An 18815-nucleotide genomic window follows, 5' to 3' on the forward strand; every position below is an offset into this window, starting at 1 on the left:
CGCGTTACTGCATGCCGAACTCGACGTTGGCCTGCGCCTCGGCGAGTGCCGTGTCGCGGTCGGTGCCGTTCATGATCTGGGTGACGGCAGCGCTCACGGCATCCCGGCCCTCGTAGTAGTAGGCGCCGGTGTTGTTCGAAGGGACCTCGGAGCCGTACTCGACAACCTTGGCGAAGATGGCATCGCCGCCGAAGAACTCGATCGGCTGGGCGTACACGTCGCTCTCGCCCGCCGGGATCCAGTTCGCGACCGCACCCGACGCGGGCAGGATCGTGTCGTAGAGCTCGGTCGAGCCGGCGAAGGTGGCCGCGAGGAAGTCTCCCGCGAGGTCGACGTTGGCGTTCGACGAGATGGCCCAGGACGAGCCGCCGTTCGCGGTGTAGTTCGTCGCGCCCGAGACCCCGTCGAGGGACGGGACGTTGGTCACGCCCCACAGGCCGCTCTGGTCCTCGGCGGTCTGAATGGAGCCGACGATCCAGACGCCCTGCTGGGTGCCGGCGACGTTCCCGTTCACGAAGGTGCCGATGTACTCGTCCCACGAGTTGACCTCGAGGTACACGCCCGCCTCGACGAGCTCGGTGTAGACATCGATCGCCGCGTTGAGCGCGTCGTTGTCGACGATGGTCGGGTTGCCTTCCTCATCGAACAGGCTCGCGCCCGCCGACTGCAGCATCATGACGATGAGGTCGGACGAGCCCGCCTGCCCCGACAGCAGCGGCTTGCCGGTCTTCGCGAGGACATCCTTGCCCTGCTCGATGAAGGTGTCCCACGTGATGTCGGTGAAGTCGTCGATCGTGTAGCCGGCGGCCTCCAGCACGTCGGTCCGCAGGGCCGTGATGGCCGTTCCGGAGTCGAACGGCACGCCGTAGTTGACCCCGTCGAGCGTGGAGTACTTCACGACCGAGTCCGGGAACTCGGAGAAGTCGATGTCGGCGGCCCCGACGTCGCTGAACAGGTCGGGGTAGTTGATGAGGTTCTTCTGGAACGCGTTGTTCTGCATGAGGAAGATGTCGGGCAGTTCGTCGAACGACTGGGACTGCGCCAGCGTCGTGAGGCGGGTCTGCAGGTCCTCCCACGGCACCTCGACGATCTCGAGCTCGAAGTCCGGGTTCTCCTCCTGGTAGATCTTCTCGGCTTCTTCGAGGGCGTAGATGTTGAACGCCGGGTCCCAGGCCCAGACCGTCAGGGTGTTGTCGTCGCCCGGGGACTGGGCGTCGTTGCCGCCTCCGCTGCACGACGTGAGAAGCAACGCCGCGGGCAGTGCGAGAGCGAGGGCACCGAGTCCGGCTCGCTTGTAACGATTCATTTTCAACGCAGGATCCTTCCGAGTGTCTGTTCCGCAAGATGCCTCTAGCGGTGAGCAGGGCGGGGGAAGGCGCTCTCCCGGCACACTCCGACGCGTCCGTGTGTCGGGTTTCGTGTGAGAGGGCGACCTTGCCTGCTCTGGCGTCAAAGTAACACTGGTGACGTCACCACGCCAGTGTTTTCTTGGGTTCACGGAATGAACGGTGGCCGGATGCGGCCACATTCGGCCGAGATGTTTGCACGTTTCAACGTGCGGGGCTCACTGTGGGACGCACATCAGCGAGCACGGTGTGCCGGCCGGACCGCGATCGCCTCGACGACGAGGGCGAGCGACCCGCGGTGCACCCGAGCGAAGGAAGAGGAAATGCACAGGAAGTCACTGCGGACTTGTGCGGGAGTCGGCGCCGCGTCGGTGCTGGTGCTCGCGGGAGTCGGCTTGGCCGCGCCCGCGAGCGGTCTCTACGGCCAAGCGGAGATCGATCCCGTCGAGAGCAACCTGGCCGGCAAGTACTGGACGAGCGTCTCGGCCACGGGCGGTGAAGACACCGCCGCACTCGCCGTCGATCAGGACCGTTCCACCTCATGGATCGGAGCCGCCGGTGAGTCGCTGACGCTGGACCTCGGCGGGGCGTATGACAACGCGCGGAAGGTGGCCCTCGAGTTCACCGACCCCGGGGCCGCGTACCGGTACGTCATCGACGTCTCCAGCGACGGTGAGAACTGGTCCACCGTCGCCGACGAGAGCTCCGCCGTGCGCGCCAGCGCCGGCGCCGAGCACCTCGTCACCAGCCCCGGCATGCGGTTCATCCGTGTGACGATGCTCGGTGCGTCCGGCGACGCCCAGGTCGGCATCCGCGAGCTGGAGGTCTTCAACTACCTCCGGGAGGATGTCGTCCTCGGTGCCGACATGTCCGGTGTCGACGGCGACAACAACCAGTACTGGGTATCGCCGCTCGAAGAGGACCGCGGCGCAGGGCCGCACCTGTTCGACGTGGCGAAGGACCGCGGCATGGACTTCGTCCGCCTGCGCATCTGGAACGAGCCGCGGAGCGAGTCGACCGGGCAGCCGTCGGCCGTGCCGCGTCAGGGCCCGGCGCGGTCGCTGGTGTCGGCCAAGGCCGTCGCCGACCGCGACCTCCAACTCGGGGTGGACTTCCACTACGCCGACTCCTGGGCCGACCCCGGCAAACAGCCCAAGCCCCGCGCCTGGGCCGAGCTGCCCTTCGACCAGCTCACCGACGCGGTGTACGACTTCACGTACGACTACGTGAACCAGCTCGTCGCCCAGGGCACGACTCCCGACAAGGTGGCCGTGGGCAACGAGATCCTGCACGGCTTCATGTGGGGCAGCGAAGCGAAGCTGTCGGCCGACGCCAGCGCGCCGGTGTGGACGGGCGCCAACCCCGCCTACTTCCGCAACCAGGCTCACATCTATCAGTCGCAGCCGGGTGGCGGCATCCTGTGGCAGTACTGGAACTCGGACGACCCGGCCGAGCGCGCGCTCTACCTCGAGTCGTTCGACCGCTTCACCGCGCTGCTGGGCGCCGGCATCGACGCGGTGCGGGATGCCTCGCCCGAGACCAGCGTCGAGCTGCACTCGATCGTGCGCAACGAGGGGTACGACGGTCGCAGCGGTCTGGACATGGCGAGCGAGTTCTGGAACCAGGTGCTGAGCCGGCTGGAAGCGCGTGAGCTCGCGCCGGACTACATCGCCCACTCGTACTACCCCGAGTGGCATGGCACCGCGGAGACGATGGAGCGCAACCTCCAGACGATCAGCGCGCAGCACCCGGAGTACAAGATGGCGATCGCGGAGACCTCCTACCCGGCTTCGGGTGGCGGCGGGGCGCCGATGCCCAACGCGATCTACCCGCGCACCGTCCAGGGTCAGGCCGACGCGCTGCAGCGCGTGTTCGCGATGGTCAACGACATCCCGAACAACCGCGGTGCCGCCGTCCTCACGTGGGAGCCGCAGTTCTGGCAGTCGATGTTCCGCACGGTGCCCGGCACGAACATCCGTGAGCCGCACACCTCGATCGACGTGTACAACAAGAGCGCCGCACGTCAGGTGCTCGAGGACCGGGTCTACGTCGCGTCGGAGGTCGGCGACGTGCCGGCGCTGCCCGAGACGGTCGACGTGCTGGATGTGGCGAGCGGCGCCGTCTCGCCGACCGTCGTCACGTGGCAGTCGGTCGGGGCTCAGGACGCCGAGGGACGGATCACCGTCGCCGGCACCACCGAGTTCGGCGCCGTCGAGGCGATCGTCGACGTCGTGACCGACACGACGGCTCCGGTGATCACGTCGATCACGAAGACCGGCGATCAGAAGCTGGTCGTCGAGGCGACCGACGAACTGAGTGGTGTCGCCGTCATCGAATACAGCACGCAGAAGAACAAGCAGGCCGCCGGTGAATGGCAGGTCTACACCGGGCCGCTGCAGGTCGATGCGAAGAGCACCGTCTCGTTCCGCGTGACCGACAACGCCGGCAACGTCAGCGAGATCACGGAGGTGAACCGCAAGGACCTCTGAGCGCAGGTGGGGGCGCCGCGTGCGCGCGGTGCCCCCACCTCGCTGGCCCGCTCCGCCATCGAGGAGCGGACCGCTGTTGCTTCACCGACGGACGCCAACCAAAGGAGAACTCAACGATGAGCAAGGTATTGGGACGGAACTTCACAGCGATCGGCACGGTGGTGGCTGTCGCCTTCGCGGGCCTGTTGCCGCTGGCGATCGGCTCGTCGGCGGCGCCATCCGGGGCGGAGACAGCGGCAACCAGTCGCACCGTCGATCAACGGGAGCGTTCAGACGCACGAAGCGGGAGTGGAGACGACCTCGTTGCCGGAGATCACGGCGCCCGGGCCGCGACCCAACTGCCGTGCGAGGCGACGCACAAACTGCCTGACATCGGCGTGCACGACCCGTTCATCATGCCCGACCCTGTCAGCGGCATCTACTACCTGTACCAGGGGAGGACTGCTCGGATGAGCATCGACCTGGTGAACTGGTGTGCGCCCCAGACCGTGTTCACCGTGCCGGAGGGGACCTGGGCGAATCCGCGCCAGGCGCCATGGGCGCCGGAAGCTTGGTATTTCAACGGGAAGTACTACTGGTTCGGAACCCTGCACAACCGCAACACCGTGCTCGCGGAAGCGTCCACGCAGGGTCAGGCGTGTGGAGACTGCGGGCAGATCTGGCAGACGCAGACGGCGCGCGGAACCATCGTGGCGAAGTCGGACTCGCCGATGGGCCCCTTCGAGATGGTGAACACCGAGAGCCCCGTCGCGCCGGCCGACTTCATGACTCTCGACGGGACACTCTTCGTCGACCGTGACGGTACCCCGTGGATGGTGTACGCCCACGAATGGATCCAGAAGATCGACGGAACCATCGAAGCGATCCGACTCGAGCAAGATGAGGCCGGCGACCTGACCGGTCGTGGGACCGGGGATCCGATCTACCTCTTCAAGGGATCGGACGCGCCCTGGTACGGACAGGAGGCGCGAGCCGACAACGTCCAGCTGCCTCCCTATGTCACCGACGCCCCCTCGTTCTTCCGGACCGCCAGTGGCGAGCTGCTGATGTACTGGACCAGCTATCGCAAGCACAACAACGAGTACGTGGTGACACGCGCCCGCTCCGAGTCTGGCGAGCTCACCGGTCCTTGGACCCAGGAAGATGTCGTGATCACCGAGAACAAGGGCCATTCGATGCTGTTCTGGACCTTCGCCGACAAGGGAGAGAAGAGCCAGCTCATGATGGCGCTTCACAACAACATGAACCGGCAGAACATCCGAACCGAACTGTATGAGATGAAAGCGACCGGTAACGACGTCAGCGTGGTTCGCCAGCGTACCGACATCGACGGCGACCCGGTGTCCAGCTGGGTGTGGCCGATCGAGTAGCTCCGTCCGGCATCGTTGCCGACTCGTCAGCGCCGTGGGGCGGCATCCGGATACACGGATGCCGCCCCACGGTCGCGTCGTATCCGCTGGTCTGCTGCGCCGACGCCATCAGGCGGGTCCGCTCCGCCATCCGCAAGGCGGGTGGACCTGTGCGTTCAGATCGGGGTGTCCTTGACCGCATCCGGCTTCCCCCGGCGTGCGGCGCGCCGCCGGCGCGCGCGATCGAGCAGCGCCATGGTCGGGGTGGCGGCCAAGCCATGGATGAGGATGGAACCCAGGATCACGACGGTCACGATCGCCCAGAGGCGCTCGCCGCCGGGAAAGTCACCGTGCTGCAAGCCGTAGGCGATGTAGAACAGAGACCCGACACCCCGCACTCCGAAGAACGCGATGACGCCTCGTTCGCGCGGTCCGGTCTTGCCTCGAGCAAGCGCGATCCACCCCGTGAGCGGTCGGATGACGAAGAGAATCGCCGCCGCGAGAAGAACATCGGCGAGCGTCAGCGACTCGAGGATGCCGCGCGCGACGGCGCCGCCGAGCAGGATGAGGACGAGGACGGTGAGCAGACGCTCCACCTGCTCGACGAAGGTGTGCAGCACCGAGTGAAGTCCGTGCGCCTTCTCAGCGGCTCGGATGGTGCACGCACACACGAACACCGCCACGAATCCGTAGCCCTCCGCCACCTCGGCTGCGCCATACGCGAGAAAGGTGGCCGCAAGTGCGATGAAACCATCCGCCTTGCGGGTGAAACCGAGCCGCTCAGAGAACGAGGAGAAGAAGAGGCGGCGCAGAAGCCAGCCGGCCGCCAGCCCGACGGCCACGCCCACGCCGAGCCGCCACACGACATCGAGCAGCAGCCATTGCCCGAGCCAGCCGGAGGGAGCGAGCCCGGCGAGGCTGATGGCGATCGCGGCGTAGGTGAACGGGAAGGCGAGCCCGTCGTTGAGGCCGGCCTCGGACGTGATGGCGAAGCGCGCTTCATCGTCGTCGGCTTCCTCGTCGTCGGTGAGGGGCTCACTGACCTGCACTTCGCTGGCGAGCACCGGGTCGGTCGGGGCGAGAGCCGCGGCCAGGAGAAGGGCGCTTGCTGCCCCCAAGCCCAGGCCCCACCATCCGAAGACCGCCACGGCCGCGATGGACAGGGGCATCGTGATGGCAAGCAGCCTCCACGTCGTCGACCAGGTGCGCCAGTTGAAGGCGCGGTTGATCGCGAGCCCGGCACCCATCAGCGACACGATGACGCACAGCTCCGTGAGATGGAGCGCGAAAGACGAGTGCGTGACCGGGTCGGGGTCGGGCAAGTTCGGGAACAGGGCGAACGCCGCGATGCCGGCGCCGACGAACACCATGGGCATCGACACCGGCACCCTGCCGAGGAGCCGAGGAAGAAGGGCGGCGACCAGCGTGGCGATGCCGCCGGCGAAATAGAGCAGTCCGACAGGATCGAGTTCCACCGCCCGACCGTCCCCTCTCGAGCCGGCACCCCGATAGGGGCGGCGGCACGCTTCGTCGAATGAACCCGACTGTTGCGGGCCCGTGCCGGCCGTTCCACGCTACGCGCCACCGGAGCGGTGAGGGCCGGACGGAGATGAGACTTCCCCGCCGCGCCCGTCCCTGCTCTCACCTCCTGCGGTTAATGCCTGGGGACGGCCGCGTGAACACACTCGCTCCGCGGGATGGTGGCCGGTCGCGCGCCCGTATCTTCAACCTGGGCGGAACCGCCCGGACGGAACTCCATTCGACGTGAGGATGACATGCGAAGAATTCACGGGCTCGCGGGGGCGGGGATCGCTCTCGCGGTGGTCGCTGCACCGCTGCCGGCCATGGCGGACGAGACGACGGACGCCGCAACCGGCGACCTCGCCGTCACGCGCTTCGACGACCGATACCCCGACGGGCTGTTCGACACGTCGAAGACGGCTCCGAGCGGAGACGTCGACAGCCTCAACTCATCCTCTTCCGCACAGCTGGTGGACGTGAACGGCAAGCGCTGGTACTCCAGTGCTGACGCGGACGGGGTCTACCGGTTCACCGACGTTCCCGTCGGTCCCGCGACGCTCTACGTGGGACACGACCCGGCCAACACGGTCCTGTTCGACGCGACCGGGGCGACGAGCGCCGCGGACATCACGCGCCTGGCTACCACGGAGTACTTCGGAACGCAGGGCACGCTGCCCGTCGTCATCGACGAGGACGGCGAGGATCGCCTCATCGGCACAACCGCGCTCCGGCTGGTTGCGAAAGTGCAGCTCGCTGACGGCACTCCGGTGCCCGGGCTGACCGGCATCGAACTCGGCTCCGGTGACCAGTGGTATCCGGCGACGGAGTACTGGTTCCAGGCCGGCACCTACGAGGCGTTCCAGGGATCCGGCTACAGGTACCACCTCCCCGGCGACCTCGGCGTGCGGCTGACCGTTCCCGACGGGTACCGCATCGCCGACGTGACGGCCGGCGACAACACCCAGTTCACGGTGACCGAGCGGGACGGCTCGTACTACTTCGACTCGACTGCCGTCTGGAACTACTTCTGGAACCCGGCCTTCACGGTGACTCTCGCAGAGGCGGACACGACCGCTCCCGCGGTAGCCGTGAAGCACGGGGCGCCGTTCACGGTCCTGCATGGCGGTGGGCGGAACGGGAACTCGTACAACAAGGTCAGCTTCGCCCTGTCCGACGACGAGAGCGGCCTCGACCGCTTCGCCATCAACGGTGTCGTGACGCCTCTCTCAGGGGAGTCGTACGAGCTCGAGTCCGTCAAGCCGGGCACGTTCGGCGCCGTGCGCGGTGCGAACACCCTGGTCGTCTACGACGTCGAGGGTAACGCCCAGACCGTGACCTTCACGCTTCGCTGATCGCTGCGCCGGCTCGCATGGGCCGGCGCAGCGCAAGCGCATCCAGCACGGGCCGTTCGACGTGGACGCGACGGCGGGAGTCGAACCCGCAGCGCAGCCGGTTATGAGCCGGTGCCCGGGACCGCCCGGATCGCCGCGATGCCACCTACGGTAGAGGGCCAGGCGTGGTGGCGCATCAGCGTTGCGGATGGTTTCGCTATGCGTCTGTGCGTGACGGGGGTCGTCAGTCGCGCGGCTGATCGGCCCGGGCGGAATCGGGCCGCGACGAAGGCGGGGGAGCATCGAGCGCTCGCAGCATCCGCTCGAGGGTCTCGCGCAGCTCGCTGCGCTCCGGCTCGGCGAGGTCGGTGGTGTACTCGACGCCCGCCGGTATCCACGAGAACCCGTACATCGTCTCGCGGAAGTCCGACCCGCCGACCGGCCAGCGCGTGCGGTGCTCGTCCTCAGCGGTGGCGCCTTGGCTCCACTGGCCGAAACGCTCCCGCATCTGGCCGAGCGGCATCTCCATGACGGCATCCGCCTCGACAGCCTGCCGCACCCACGACCGCGCGACGAAGATGAACTCCTCGATCTGCTCCGGGGTGAGGGGCTTGGGCGTGAACAGCACGCGCGTGTGCTCGACATCCGCCAGCCGGTCGACGCGGAAGGTGCGCCAGTCGTCCTTCTCAAGATCCCAGCACAGCAGGTACCAGTGCCGGTCGGCGGGCGCGAGCGCGTGGGGCTCGACACGACGTTTCGTGACCGCACCGGATGCCGCCGTATAGGTGAACCGCACCCGCTCGTGGTCACGGCAGGCCAGCGCCAGCTCGCCGAGCACTTCGCTCGAGACGGCGGCGCCGGCGTTGATGCCGGCCGGCTGCACCGTCTCGGCGAGCGCGTTCACGCGTCGCCGCAGGGGAGCGGGCAGCACCTGCTCGAGCTTCGCGAGCGCCGTGATCGTCGTCTCGGGTCCGCTGACGAGGCGCTGGGATGCCGCCACCCGCAGCCCGATCGCCATGGCGACCGCCTCCTCGTCGGTGAGCAGCAGCGGCGGCACGGCGCTCCCGGCCTCGAGGCGATAGCCGCCCGCGGCGCCCGGTGTGGACTCGATGCGGTAGCCGAGGTCGCGCAGGCGCTCGACATCCCGCCGCACCGTGCGTTCGGTCACGCCCAGCCGGGCGGCGAGCTCGGAGCCGGGCCAGTGCCGGTGCGTCTGCAGCAGATTCAGCAGCGACAGCGCTCGTGTCGTCGTGTCGGACATGACTCAAGATTGCCTCACAACGCGGACGGGATCTGTCCGGGTTGGCTCCTAGCTTGAGTCCATGGCGAAGGAACCGATCATCGAAGCGCAGGGCCTGACCAAACGCTTCACCGTCAAGAAGAAGACCGTCGAGGCGGTCACCGACCTCACCTTCCAGGTTTCGCGCGGCGAGCTCGTCGCGTTCCTGGGACCCAACGGCGCGGGCAAGTCGACGAGCCTGCGCATGCTGACCACCCTCATCCCGCCGACCTCGGGCACGGCCCGCGTCGTCGGCCACGACATCCTGACGCAGCCCGCCGACGTGCGCGCCCGCATCGGCTACGTCGGCCAGCTCACCAGCGGAAGCTTCTCGCAGCGGGCACGCGACGAGCTGCTGAGCCAGGGCGCGTTCTACGGCATGTCGAAGGCGGCATCCCGTGCGCGCGCCGACGAGCTGATCGCGTCGCTCGATCTCGCGGGCTTCGCGAACCGCTCGGTGCAGCAGCTGTCGGGCGGGCAGAAGCGCCGGCTCGACATCGCGCTCGGCCTCATGCACGCGCCGCCGCTCATCTTCCTCGATGAGCCGTCGACGGGGCTCGACCCGCAGAGCCGCGCGAACCTGTGGCAGCACATCCTCGACCTGCGCGCGAAGTACGGCACCACGATCTTCCTCACCACCCACTACCTGGAGGAGGCGGACCGCTACGCCGAGCGCGTCATGGTCATGGACAGGGGGCGGGTGATCGCCGACGACACCGCGGCGCACCTGAAGGCGAACCTCGCCGGCGACCTGCTCACCTTCGGTTTCACCACCCCGGCCGATGCGGATGCCGCTGTCGCCGTGGTGCAGCGGCTCACCGACCGCGAAGTGCGGCGGGAGGGTGAGGCAGACGTCGTGCTCACCGCGCCGGAGGGCGACGCGCTGCTGCCGACCGCGGTGCGGGCGCTGGATGCCGCCGGCATCCAGGTGCAGCGCGCGACGGGCGTGCCGCCGACCCTCGACGACGTGTTCCTCGCGCTGACCGGACGGACGCTGCGCGAAGCGGGCGAGGGCGAGCCGGTCGAAGAAGAAGGAGCGGCCGAGGCTGAGGCGCCCCAGGCGCCCGAGGCTGCGAAGAAGACGGATGCCGCGGCGCAGACCGCGCCGGCGGCCCAGGCGACGGGAGCGAACCGATGACCACCATGCACGACGAACGCCGACCCGACACCGTGGTGCGGGCCAACGCCGCCCGTGACACCTGGAACGTGCTCACCCGCGAGCTGAAGCCGGTCATGCGGGATCCGTTCACGCTCATCTTCAGCCTCGTGCAGCCGCTGGTCTTCCTCGGGCTGTTTGCGCCGCTGCTCGTCGGCTCGTCGGGGCAGCCGGTGGGGGAGACGCTGCAGTGGTTCGTCCCCGGCGTGCTCGTGATGATCGTGCTGTTCGGCACCGGGGCGACCGGGTCGAACCTGCAGTACGAGATGATGACCGGCTCCCATGAGCGCACGCTCGTCGCGCCGCTGTCGCGATCGTCGCTGCTGGTCGGCCGGGCGCTCAAGGAGATCGCGCCGATCGTGGTGCAGGCGCTTCTCATCGTCCTCATCGCGTGGCCGTTCGGGTTCAGCATCCACGTGCCCGGGCTCGTGATCGGCCTGGCACTGCTGGCCGTGTTCGGCGTGGGCCTCGGTGCGCTGTCGTACACGCTGGCGCTGAAGACCAAGGACCGCGAGTGGCTGTTCTGGGGCGTGCAGCAGACGCTCATCTTCCCGCTGCTGATTCTGTCGGGCATGCTGCTGCCGCTCGATGAGGGACCGGCCTGGATGAGGGCGGTCGCGACCGTCAACCCGGTGAACTGGGTGGTGCAGGCCGAGCGTGCCCTGCTCGCCGGTGACCTCGGCGACATCACGGTGCTGTGGGGCTGGGTCGCCGCGCTCGCGCTCGCCGTGGTCGGCCTCTGGGTCGGTGTGCGCGCGATGCGCAAGAGCAGCTGACACCTCACGCCTTGAAGGGTCGGATGCCTCGGCGCGAGGCATCCGGCCCTTCCGCTCGCGGGTGCTCGCTCGCTCAACGACCGAACGCTCCCCGCGATTTACGCGAGTGGAAACGCGTTCGCCGGGGCGCGTGATTCCGGGAGTCGGCGGACCGAGCGGCGTCCCCGTCACACGGTGTTCTTCGAAACGCGTCAACGAGAAACCTGCCGACTGCGGGATTCGTTGCGAGTTTCCCGCATCGCTCCGCCGGGTTGCCGAAGGATGGACGGCATCCGAACGCAAGGACCGTCATGACATCCACCCCGCAGTCGCGCCGACCGAAGGCACTCGCCGGCTACCTTCTGCTGCTTCCGGCGACTGCGGTGATCGTCCTCCTCGTCGTCGTGCCGATGCTGGTCATCCTGCGTGACAGCTTCGCCGTCAGCGACCCCCTCGGCGGCAACCTCGGCGGCTTCACGCTCGAGAATTACGGCAAGCTGCTCGACCCGGTCTATGCCAAGACGCTCGGCTACAGCCTCGGCATGGCGGCGCTCAACGCCGTGATCTGCACGGTGATCGGCTACATCGTCGCCTACTTCATCGCCACGCGGTCGGCACGAACGCAGCCGGTGCTGCTGGTGCTCGTCATCATCCCGTTCCTGACGGACTTCCTGGTGCGCACCTTCGCCTGGATCACCCTGCTCGGCTCGGGTGGGCCCCTCATCCCCGTGTTGCGCCTGCTGGGACTCGACGCGACCTCGCTCGTGCCCTCGCAGCTCGCGGTGACGCTCTCGCTCCTGTACGCGTTCCTTCCGGTCGCGGTCTTCCCGATCTACGCGTCGCTGCGGGCCGTCGACCCGTCGCTCCGCGAGGCGGCGGCCGACCTCGGCGCCAGCTCGATCCAGACGCACCTGCGCGTCTTCATCCCGCTGTCGTCGTCGGGGCTGGTCTCGTCGGTGATCCTCACGTTCGTGCCGACCCTCGGGGTGTTCGTCATCCCCGTGCTGCTCGGCGGAGGGAAGGACCCCCTCGTCGGCAACCTCATCGTCACCCTGTTCACCGAGTTCCGGAACCAGCCGCTCGGCGCTGCGCTCTCGATGGTCGTGCTCGCGCTCATGCTGCTCTCGATCCTCCTCTCCGCGCTCCTCCTGCGCGGTCGCAACCCGCGGAAGGCCCGCTGATGGACCGCATCATCGCCTGGATCGCCGGCGCGATCTTCGTCTTCCTCTACATTCCGATCGCCGCTCTGATCGTGTACTCGTTCAACGCGTCCGAGGTGGGATACCGATTCGACGGCCTGACCCTCGCCTGGTACGCCGAGCTGTTCCGTGACGAAGCGCTGGCTGACGCACTGCGCACGAGCGCGATCGTCGGCTTCGCGGCAGCCCTGCTCTCCACCGTGCTGGGGCTGCTGTCGGCCTACGGCCTCGCCCGATTCCGCGTGAAGGGGCGCGCGCTCTTCCTCGGCGCCATCCTCATCCCGCTCATCGTGCCCGAGATCGTCCTGGGCGTCTCGCTGCTGACGATCTTCTCGACGGTCGGGATGCCGACCGGGTACGTCACCCTGATCCTCGGGCACATGGTCGTCACGCTGCCGCTGTCGACCCTGGTCCTCCTGGGCGCCATGAGCACGCTCGACCCGAGCCTGACCGAGGCCGCCGCTGATCTTGGTGCGAGCCCGTGGGACACCTTCCGTCGCGTCATCCTGCCGCTGCTGCGCCCTTCGCTGACGGCTGCGTTCCTGCTCAGCTTCACCACGTCGTTCTCGAACATCGTCATCTCGACGTTCACCTCCGGTGTCGGCACGACGACGCTGCCACTGCGCATCTACAGCACTCTGCGCACCGGCCTCACACCCGAACTGAACGCTCTCGGCACCCTCCTCGTCGTCGCGACCCTGGGAGTCATCCTCGTGGTCGGCGTTGCCCAGATGCGCCGCATCCTCGCCGGAGCACCGGCCACCGGCGCATGAGCGCGCCGGCATCCCGACCCTTCCTCCACCCGAACACACCCACGACCCACCACGAAAGCAGGCTCCACATGCACAAGCGTCAGCTGGCCATCGGTGCGGTACTCACCGTCGCGGCCGTCACCAGCCTCACCGCATGCTCCTCCGCCTCGAGCGCCGACGGCGACGCCGAGAGCCTCAGCATCTACGCGTGGGCCGGCGAGATCCCAGACTCGGTCATCGCCGGTTTCGAGGAAGAGACCGGCATCTCGGTGACCGTCGACACGTTCGACAGCAACGAGACGATGATCTCCAAGCTCGCAGCGGGCAACTCCGGCTACGACATCGTCGAGCCGAGCCAGTACGCGGTTCAGCTCCTCGTCGAGCGCAACCTCATCGCCCAGATCGACCACGACAAGCTCGAGGGCTTCGACAACCTGGCCGAGAAGTTCGTCGACCCCTCCTTCGACCCCGGCAACGAGCACAGCATCCCGTGGGCGTGGGGCACCACCGGCATCCTCTACAACGAGGCATGCACCGGCCGCCCCATCACCGGCTGGGCCGACATGTGGGATCCGGCATTCAGCGGCAAGATCTACATGCTCGACAACATGCTGTCCGCCTACATCGCCGGCCTGCAGGTCGCAGGGCTCAGCGCGACGACCACCGACGAAGCCGACATCAAGGTGGGCACCGAGAAGCTCCTCGAGCAGAAGCCGCTCCTCGCCGGCTACAACAGCCAGAACTACGCCGACCTGGTCGGAGCCGGCGACGCATGCATCGCGCAGGCGTACAGCGGCACGGTGGCGGCCAAGGCCGTCGAGGCGAACCCCGACGTCCACTACATCCTCCCCGAGGAAGGCGGCACGCTCTGGACCGACAGCTTCTCGATCGTCGAAGGCACGAGCAAACTGGACGCCGCCTACGAGTGGTTGAACTACACCCTGCGCCCCGAGGTCGCAGCGCTTCTCACCGACGACGCCTCGCTCGCATCCACCAATGAGGCGGCGCTCGAACTCGTCTCGGACCAGTCGCTGGTCGAGAACCCGGCGATCTACGCACCGGCCGACTCGCTCCTGAACTCCGAGTTCATCGTGGACCCGGGCGACGCGCTGGCCTACTTCCAGGACGGCTGGACCCGCCTGCGCGCCTCCTGACCTGACCTGACCTGACCTCGACAGGGAACCTCATGACGACCATCGCAAGCCCCGTGGCCGGCACAACGCCGGCCACGGGCCCGATTCCCGCAGTCCGCCTGCGCGGCATCACCAAGACCTTCGGTGACAACCGCGTCGTCGCGCCGCTCGACCTCGATATCCGCCAGAACGAGTTCTTCAGCATCCTGGGCCCGTCCGGATGCGGCAAGACCACCCTCATGCGCATGATCACCGGGTTCGAGACGCCGACCGGCGGGACCGTCGAGCTCGACGGACGCAACGTCGACGGGGTTCCCACGCGGCACCGCGACCTCAACATGCTGTTCCAGAGCTACGCGCTGTTCCCGCACCTCAGCGTGTACGAGAACGTGGCGTTCGAGCTGCGCGTCCGGCGCGTGCCCAAGAGCGAGATCGACGACCGCGTCCGCGCCGCGCTCGAGCTCGTGCGCCTCGGCGGATTCGCCGGGCGCAAGCCCGCCGAGCTCAGCGGCGGTCAGCGTCAGCGTGTCGCCCTGGCCCGCGCGGTGGTCGGGCGCCCCGCCGTCGTGCTCCTGGACGAGCCGCTGGGCGCGCTGGACCAGAAGCTGCGCAAGGAGATGCAGTTCGAGCTGAAGCGCATGCAGCGCGAGGTCGGCATCACCTTCATCTACGTCACGCACGACCAGGAAGAGGCATTGACCATGTCAGACCGCATCGCGGTCATGTCGGAGGGTCACGTTCAGCAGATCGGCACGCCGACCGAAATCTACGATGCTCCGGCCTCGCGGTTCGTCGCCGGCTTCATCGGCAGCTGCAACCTCCTCGAGGGCACGCTCACGGCCGACGGTGCGGCTTTCAGCGTGCCCGGCGTCGCCGACATCCCGGTCGAATCCGCGCCGAGTGCGTCGCGTGGGATGCCGCTGACGCTGGCGGTCCGCCCGGAGCGCGTGCGAATCCTGCACGAGTCGACAACGCACGCCGTCGACGGATCGTTCGCTCTCCCGACGACGCTGTCGGATCGGGTGTTCATGGGAGACGAGTGGGTCTACCACCTCACGCTCGCGTCCGGCGTCGTGGTGACGGCATCCGTCCCCAGCGGCCCCGCCGCCGCCGCTCTCGCGGCCCTCCCGGACAGCACTCGCCTGTCAGTGACGTGGGACCCGGCAGACGGCCGCGTGGTCGGGAACGGGGTGGCCGCGTGAATCCGTCGCTCATCGCCGCGGTGGGGCAGCTCGCCCCCACGACATCGCCCGCGCACAACCGCGACGAGATCGCCGCACTGGCCGAGGGAGCCGCAACCGGGGGAGCGCGGCTCCTGGTGCTGCCCGAGGAGTCCATGCTCCTCGCCGGCGAGCTTGCCGCCGAGGACCGCGCCGCAGCCGTCGAGGAGGCCTGGCCCGCCTTTCTGACGCACCTGTCCGCGCTCGCGACGCGGCATGACCTGTGGATCATCGCCGGCGGCTACGAGCCCAGTGGCACGGAGCGCCCGTACAACACGCTGGTCGTCGTCAATCCCCGCGGCGAGCTCGTGGATGCATACCGCAAGCTGCACCTCTACGACGCCTTCGCCTACCGGGAGTCCGACTACGTCACCGCCGGCTCGGAGCTGCCGCCGCTGGTGCTCGTCGACGGCGTCGCCATCGGGCTCGTGAACTGCTACGACCTGCGGTTCCCGGAGCTCAGCCGTGACCTCATCGATCGCGGCGCGGATGTGCTCAGCGTCTCGGCGGCGTGGGTCGCCGGCGATCGCAAACCCGAGCACTGGCACACGCTCGCCGCGGCGCGCGCCATCGAGAACACGTGCTGGGTCATCGGGGCAGGGTCGTCCGCACCCGACTGCATCGGTTCGAGCATCGTGATCGATCCGCTCGGAATCGAGCGGGTCCGGCTCGAGCCCACCGGCCGCGCACTGGCCGTGGCGGAGATCTCGCTGGATCGCACCGCCGAGGTGCGCGAGACCCTGCCCGCCCTGTCCAATCGCCGCCTCACCGCCGCCCTCACGATCCAGGAGTGACCATCGCCTTCGCCTCCGCCCCCACCCCCGAGCCGCTCGACAGCACGCTGCTGGAAAAGCTCCGCCGGGTCTCGTTCCCCACGCTCGGTCACTACCTCGAGGAGGGCTTCGTCGACCCCGCGATCCGCCGTCACGCCGGCACCGATCGCGTCGTCGGGCGGGCGATCACGGTGCGGATCACGGCGCAGGACTCCACCGCCCTCCACCACGCCGCGGGGTGGTGCGAGCCGGGCGACGTCTTCGTCATCGACACCGGCGGTGATACCCGGCACGCGCCCGTCGGCGAGGTGCTCGCAGCGGCGCTCAGCATCCGCGGCGCCGCAGGCATCATCGTGGACGGCGTCCTGACCGACCTCGACGAGGTCGAGTCGTTCGGCATCCCCGTCTACGCGCGGGGCACGAGCGTGCTCACCACCAAGCTGCTGGGAGTGGATGCCGGCGGGCACAACGTGCCGGTCACCTGCGGTGGCGTCGTCGTGAGCCCGGGCGACGTCGTGCTCGCCGACCGCAACGGAGCCTTCATCGCCCCGTCGGCCGTTCTGAACGCGATCATCGACGTCGCGCTCGAGGACGACGCCGAGGAGCCCGCTCTCATCGACCAGCTCCGCCGCGGCGCTCGCCTCGGCGAACTGACCGGCGCGACCGAGACCCTCGCCGCGCTCGCGCGTGGCTGACAAGCCCACCAGGAGAACCACGCAATGCTGATCAAGGCCGCCATCAACGGAGGTCGCTCGCGCGACGAGCATCCCGCCATCCCGCTGTCCGCGGACGAGATCGCGGCGGCCGCCGTCGCCGCCGTGCGCGCCGGCGCCGACGTCGTGCACGCGCACGCCCGCACGGAGGACGGCGGGCAGAGCATCGCCCCCGACGACATCGCGGCGATGGTGCGCGCGGTGCGCGCGGCAGACCCGTCGGTGATCGTCGGCACCACGACCGGCCTGTGGACATGCTCCGGCCATGCGGAGCGCATGGCGTCGATTGCGCAGTGGCCGCAGGAATGGTTGCCCGATTTCGCGTCCGTCGCGTTCTCGGAAGAGGGCGCAGATGAGGCGGCCGTCCTCGTGCGCGAGCGCGGCATGGTGCTCGAGAGCGCCGTGTGGCACATCGACGAAGTGCCCGCGCTGCTGGCCTCGCCGACGCTGCACGACAACGTGCGCATCCTCATCGAGCCCGAGGACGAGGACACGCAGGACGCCATCGACCATGCGCGTCGGATCGCGGCCGCGATCCGCGACGCGGGCGTCACCGTGCCGCTGCTGTACCACGGCTATGACGAGACGGCATGGCCGGTCGTCCAGGCGGCGATCGAGGACGGATGCGAGGTGCGCGTCGGCTTCGAAGACATGCTGACGCTCCCCGGCGGACAGACCGCAGCGGACAACGTCAGCATGGTGCGCACGGCGCGCGCGATGGCGGCGACGTTCTGACCTGTTCGGCGGGAGCACAATGTAAGGATGAGCGCGGACGATCTGGACCGCCGCCTGGTGGAACTCCTGGTCGAGGACGGCCGGCGGGCGTACACCGAGATGGCGGCGATCGTGGGGGTATCGGAGGCGACCGTGCGCACGCGTGTCCAGCGGCTCACGTCCACCGGCATCCTGCGCATCGTGGCGCTGTGCAATCCGCTCACCCTCGGTCATCAGTCGGTGCGTCTCATGCTGACGGTGCAGGGTCTGCGTCCGCGGCAGGTCGCGCGCTCACTGGCATCGCTCCCGATGATCGGGCACGTCTCGCTGACGTCGGGGCCGGCGGACATCTACCTCGAGGTGACGACCCGGGATCTCACGCAGCTCGTCGATGTGCTCGACGAGATCCGCCGCACGCCGGGGGTGGCGCGCATCGATCAGTACGTGCTGACCCGCCTGTACAAGGACTACTCGTGGGACGGGCTGCGCGACCACTCGGGTCAGCGGGCCGCGGGCGGGTCGACGGGAACCGTCACGAGCGAGACGGGATCGATCCGGCAGCCGGATGCGGGCGCGCGAAACGGCCGACGGGGTCCCTGAAGCCCGACCACAGGTATTCGTCCTTGATCACCTCGAGGATGTTCGTCGTCTCGAGCACGTAGACGCCGGGAATCACCCGGACCGTGTCGGTGAGGAACGTGGTCAGCTCCTCCTGCGTCTCGCAGCGCACATCCGCGATCAGGTCGAACGCGCCGATGCACGCGCCGACGTACTTCACCGGAGCCAGAGCCGAGAGCGCCTGGGCCACCGACTCGACCGTCGAGCTGCGTACGCGGATGGACAGCCGCACCTCGACGTAGCCGAGAAGCGGACTGTTCGGCATGCCGATCACCTGGACGACCCCGAGGTCGAGCAGTCGCTTGTAGCGCTGGCGCACCCGGGCCTCCGACAGGCCGACGTACCGGGCGATCTGGCCGAACGAGCGCCGTCCATCCAGGCGCAGCTGATCGATGATCTTGCGATCGATCACATCGATGGCCTCGAGCTCCACTCGCCGATCCAATCACATCGCTCCGTACGGGCGC

General features: G+C 68.4%; 17 protein-coding genes and 1 tRNA gene. 13 read left to right on the top strand and 5 right to left on the bottom strand.

The genetic code is table 11. From position 1 onward, the window contains the following. Positions 1 to 4 precede the first annotated feature (4 nt). Positions 5 to 1306 carry an ABC transporter substrate-binding protein gene (locus AC5RVZ_RS02510; RefSeq protein WP_494064717.1) on the bottom strand — a complete coding sequence of 434 codons (1302 nt, stop codon included), beginning with the start codon at positions 1304 to 1306 and terminating at the stop codon, positions 5 to 7. 363 nt (positions 1307 to 1669) lie between these two features. Between AC5RVZ_RS02510 and AC5RVZ_RS02515 the strand changes: the two genes are divergently transcribed. Together AC5RVZ_RS02515 and AC5RVZ_RS02520 are read left to right on the top strand one after the other, a co-directional pair. Next, complete coding sequence (locus AC5RVZ_RS02515; protein ID WP_494064199.1) at positions 1670 to 3835, top strand: glycosyl hydrolase 53 family protein; 2166 nt, start codon at positions 1670 to 1672, stop codon at positions 3833 to 3835. 116 nt (positions 3836 to 3951) lie between these two features. Further along, a complete protein-coding gene (locus AC5RVZ_RS02520) occupies positions 3952 to 5205 on the top strand; it encodes a glycoside hydrolase family 43 protein (RefSeq protein ID WP_494064200.1) in 1254 nt (417 codons plus the stop codon). Positions 5206 to 5360: 155 nt separating this feature from the next. Here the strand turns inward: AC5RVZ_RS02520 and AC5RVZ_RS02525 are convergent, their stop codons facing one another. Then, on the bottom strand, positions 5361 to 6659 hold the full coding sequence (locus AC5RVZ_RS02525) for a cation:proton antiporter (protein ID WP_494064201.1): 1299 nt from the start codon (positions 6657 to 6659) through the stop codon (positions 5361 to 5363). 300 nt (positions 6660 to 6959) lie between these two features. Here AC5RVZ_RS02525 and AC5RVZ_RS02530 point away from each other — a divergent pair, with 300 nt between their 5' ends. Further along, on the top strand, positions 6960 to 8057 hold the full coding sequence (locus AC5RVZ_RS02530; RefSeq protein ID WP_494064202.1) for a hypothetical protein: 1098 nt from the start codon (positions 6960 to 6962) through the stop codon (positions 8055 to 8057). A 62-nt stretch (positions 8058 to 8119) separates the two neighbouring features. Here AC5RVZ_RS02530 and AC5RVZ_RS02535 read toward each other — a convergent pair. Together AC5RVZ_RS02535 and AC5RVZ_RS02540 are read right to left on the bottom strand one after the other, a co-directional pair. Then, positions 8120 to 8195, bottom strand: a tRNA-Met gene (locus AC5RVZ_RS02535). A gap of 85 nt (positions 8196 to 8280) precedes the next feature. Beyond that, positions 8281 to 9297 (bottom strand): helix-turn-helix transcriptional regulator, encoded by a 1017-nt coding sequence (locus tag AC5RVZ_RS02540; RefSeq protein WP_494064203.1) that lies wholly within the window; start codon positions 9295 to 9297, stop codon positions 8281 to 8283. 61 nt (positions 9298 to 9358) lie between these two features. Here AC5RVZ_RS02540 and AC5RVZ_RS02545 point away from each other — a divergent pair, with 61 nt between their 5' ends. The 10 genes from AC5RVZ_RS02545 to AC5RVZ_RS02590 all read left to right on the top strand — a co-directional run bounded on the left by AC5RVZ_RS02545 (position 9359) and on the right by AC5RVZ_RS02590 (position 18330). Beyond that, a complete protein-coding gene (locus AC5RVZ_RS02545) occupies positions 9359 to 10453 on the top strand; it encodes an ABC transporter ATP-binding protein (protein WP_494064204.1) in 1095 nt (364 codons plus the stop codon). Continuing rightward, a complete protein-coding gene (locus AC5RVZ_RS02550) occupies positions 10450 to 11247 on the top strand; it encodes an ABC transporter permease (protein WP_494064205.1) in 798 nt (265 codons plus the stop codon). The genes AC5RVZ_RS02545 and AC5RVZ_RS02550 overlap by 4 nt, the downstream gene beginning before the upstream one ends. 290 nt (positions 11248 to 11537) lie before the next feature. Continuing rightward, the gene (locus AC5RVZ_RS02555; protein WP_494064206.1) at positions 11538 to 12407 is read left to right on the top strand and encodes an ABC transporter permease; all 870 of its coding nucleotides are present in this window, start codon (positions 11538 to 11540) and stop codon (positions 12405 to 12407) included. Beyond that, positions 12407 to 13198: an ABC transporter permease gene (locus AC5RVZ_RS02560; protein ID WP_494064207.1), complete on the top strand. Its 792-nt coding sequence runs from the start codon at positions 12407 to 12409 to the stop codon at positions 13196 to 13198. Before AC5RVZ_RS02555 ends, AC5RVZ_RS02560 begins: the two co-directional genes overlap by 1 nt. 68 nt (positions 13199 to 13266) lie before the next feature. Further along, on the top strand, positions 13267 to 14331 hold the full coding sequence (locus AC5RVZ_RS02565; RefSeq protein WP_494064208.1) for an ABC transporter substrate-binding protein: 1065 nt from the start codon (positions 13267 to 13269) through the stop codon (positions 14329 to 14331). A gap of 32 nt (positions 14332 to 14363) precedes the next feature. Then, positions 14364 to 15512, top strand: a complete 1149-nt coding sequence (locus tag AC5RVZ_RS02570; protein WP_494064209.1) for an ABC transporter ATP-binding protein — start codon at positions 14364 to 14366, stop codon at positions 15510 to 15512. Next, on the top strand, positions 15509 to 16324 hold the full coding sequence (locus tag AC5RVZ_RS02575; RefSeq protein WP_494064210.1) for a carbon-nitrogen hydrolase family protein: 816 nt from the start codon (positions 15509 to 15511) through the stop codon (positions 16322 to 16324). The genes AC5RVZ_RS02570 and AC5RVZ_RS02575 overlap by 4 nt, the downstream gene beginning before the upstream one ends. Then, on the top strand, positions 16321 to 16998 hold the full coding sequence (locus AC5RVZ_RS02580) for an RraA family protein (RefSeq protein WP_494064211.1): 678 nt from the start codon (positions 16321 to 16323) through the stop codon (positions 16996 to 16998). Before AC5RVZ_RS02575 ends, AC5RVZ_RS02580 begins: the two co-directional genes overlap by 4 nt. 24 nt (positions 16999 to 17022) lie before the next feature. Next, positions 17023 to 17751 (top strand): 3-keto-5-aminohexanoate cleavage protein, encoded by a 729-nt coding sequence (locus tag AC5RVZ_RS02585; RefSeq protein WP_494064212.1) that lies wholly within the window; start codon positions 17023 to 17025, stop codon positions 17749 to 17751. 27 nt (positions 17752 to 17778) lie between these two features. Further along, entirely contained in the window at positions 17779 to 18330 is a 552-nt protein-coding gene (locus AC5RVZ_RS02590; RefSeq protein WP_494064213.1) for an Lrp/AsnC family transcriptional regulator, read from the top strand. Here AC5RVZ_RS02590 and AC5RVZ_RS02595 read toward each other — a convergent pair. Then, the gene (locus tag AC5RVZ_RS02595) at positions 18263 to 18781 is read right to left on the bottom strand and encodes an Lrp/AsnC family transcriptional regulator (RefSeq protein WP_494064214.1); all 519 of its coding nucleotides are present in this window, start codon (positions 18779 to 18781) and stop codon (positions 18263 to 18265) included. The two genes, AC5RVZ_RS02590 and AC5RVZ_RS02595, sit on opposite strands and share 68 nt — an antisense overlap. Between the last annotated feature and the right edge of the window lie 34 nt (positions 18782 to 18815).

The sequence above is a fragment of the Arthrobacter sp. Cza30 genome (assembly GCF_059090765.1).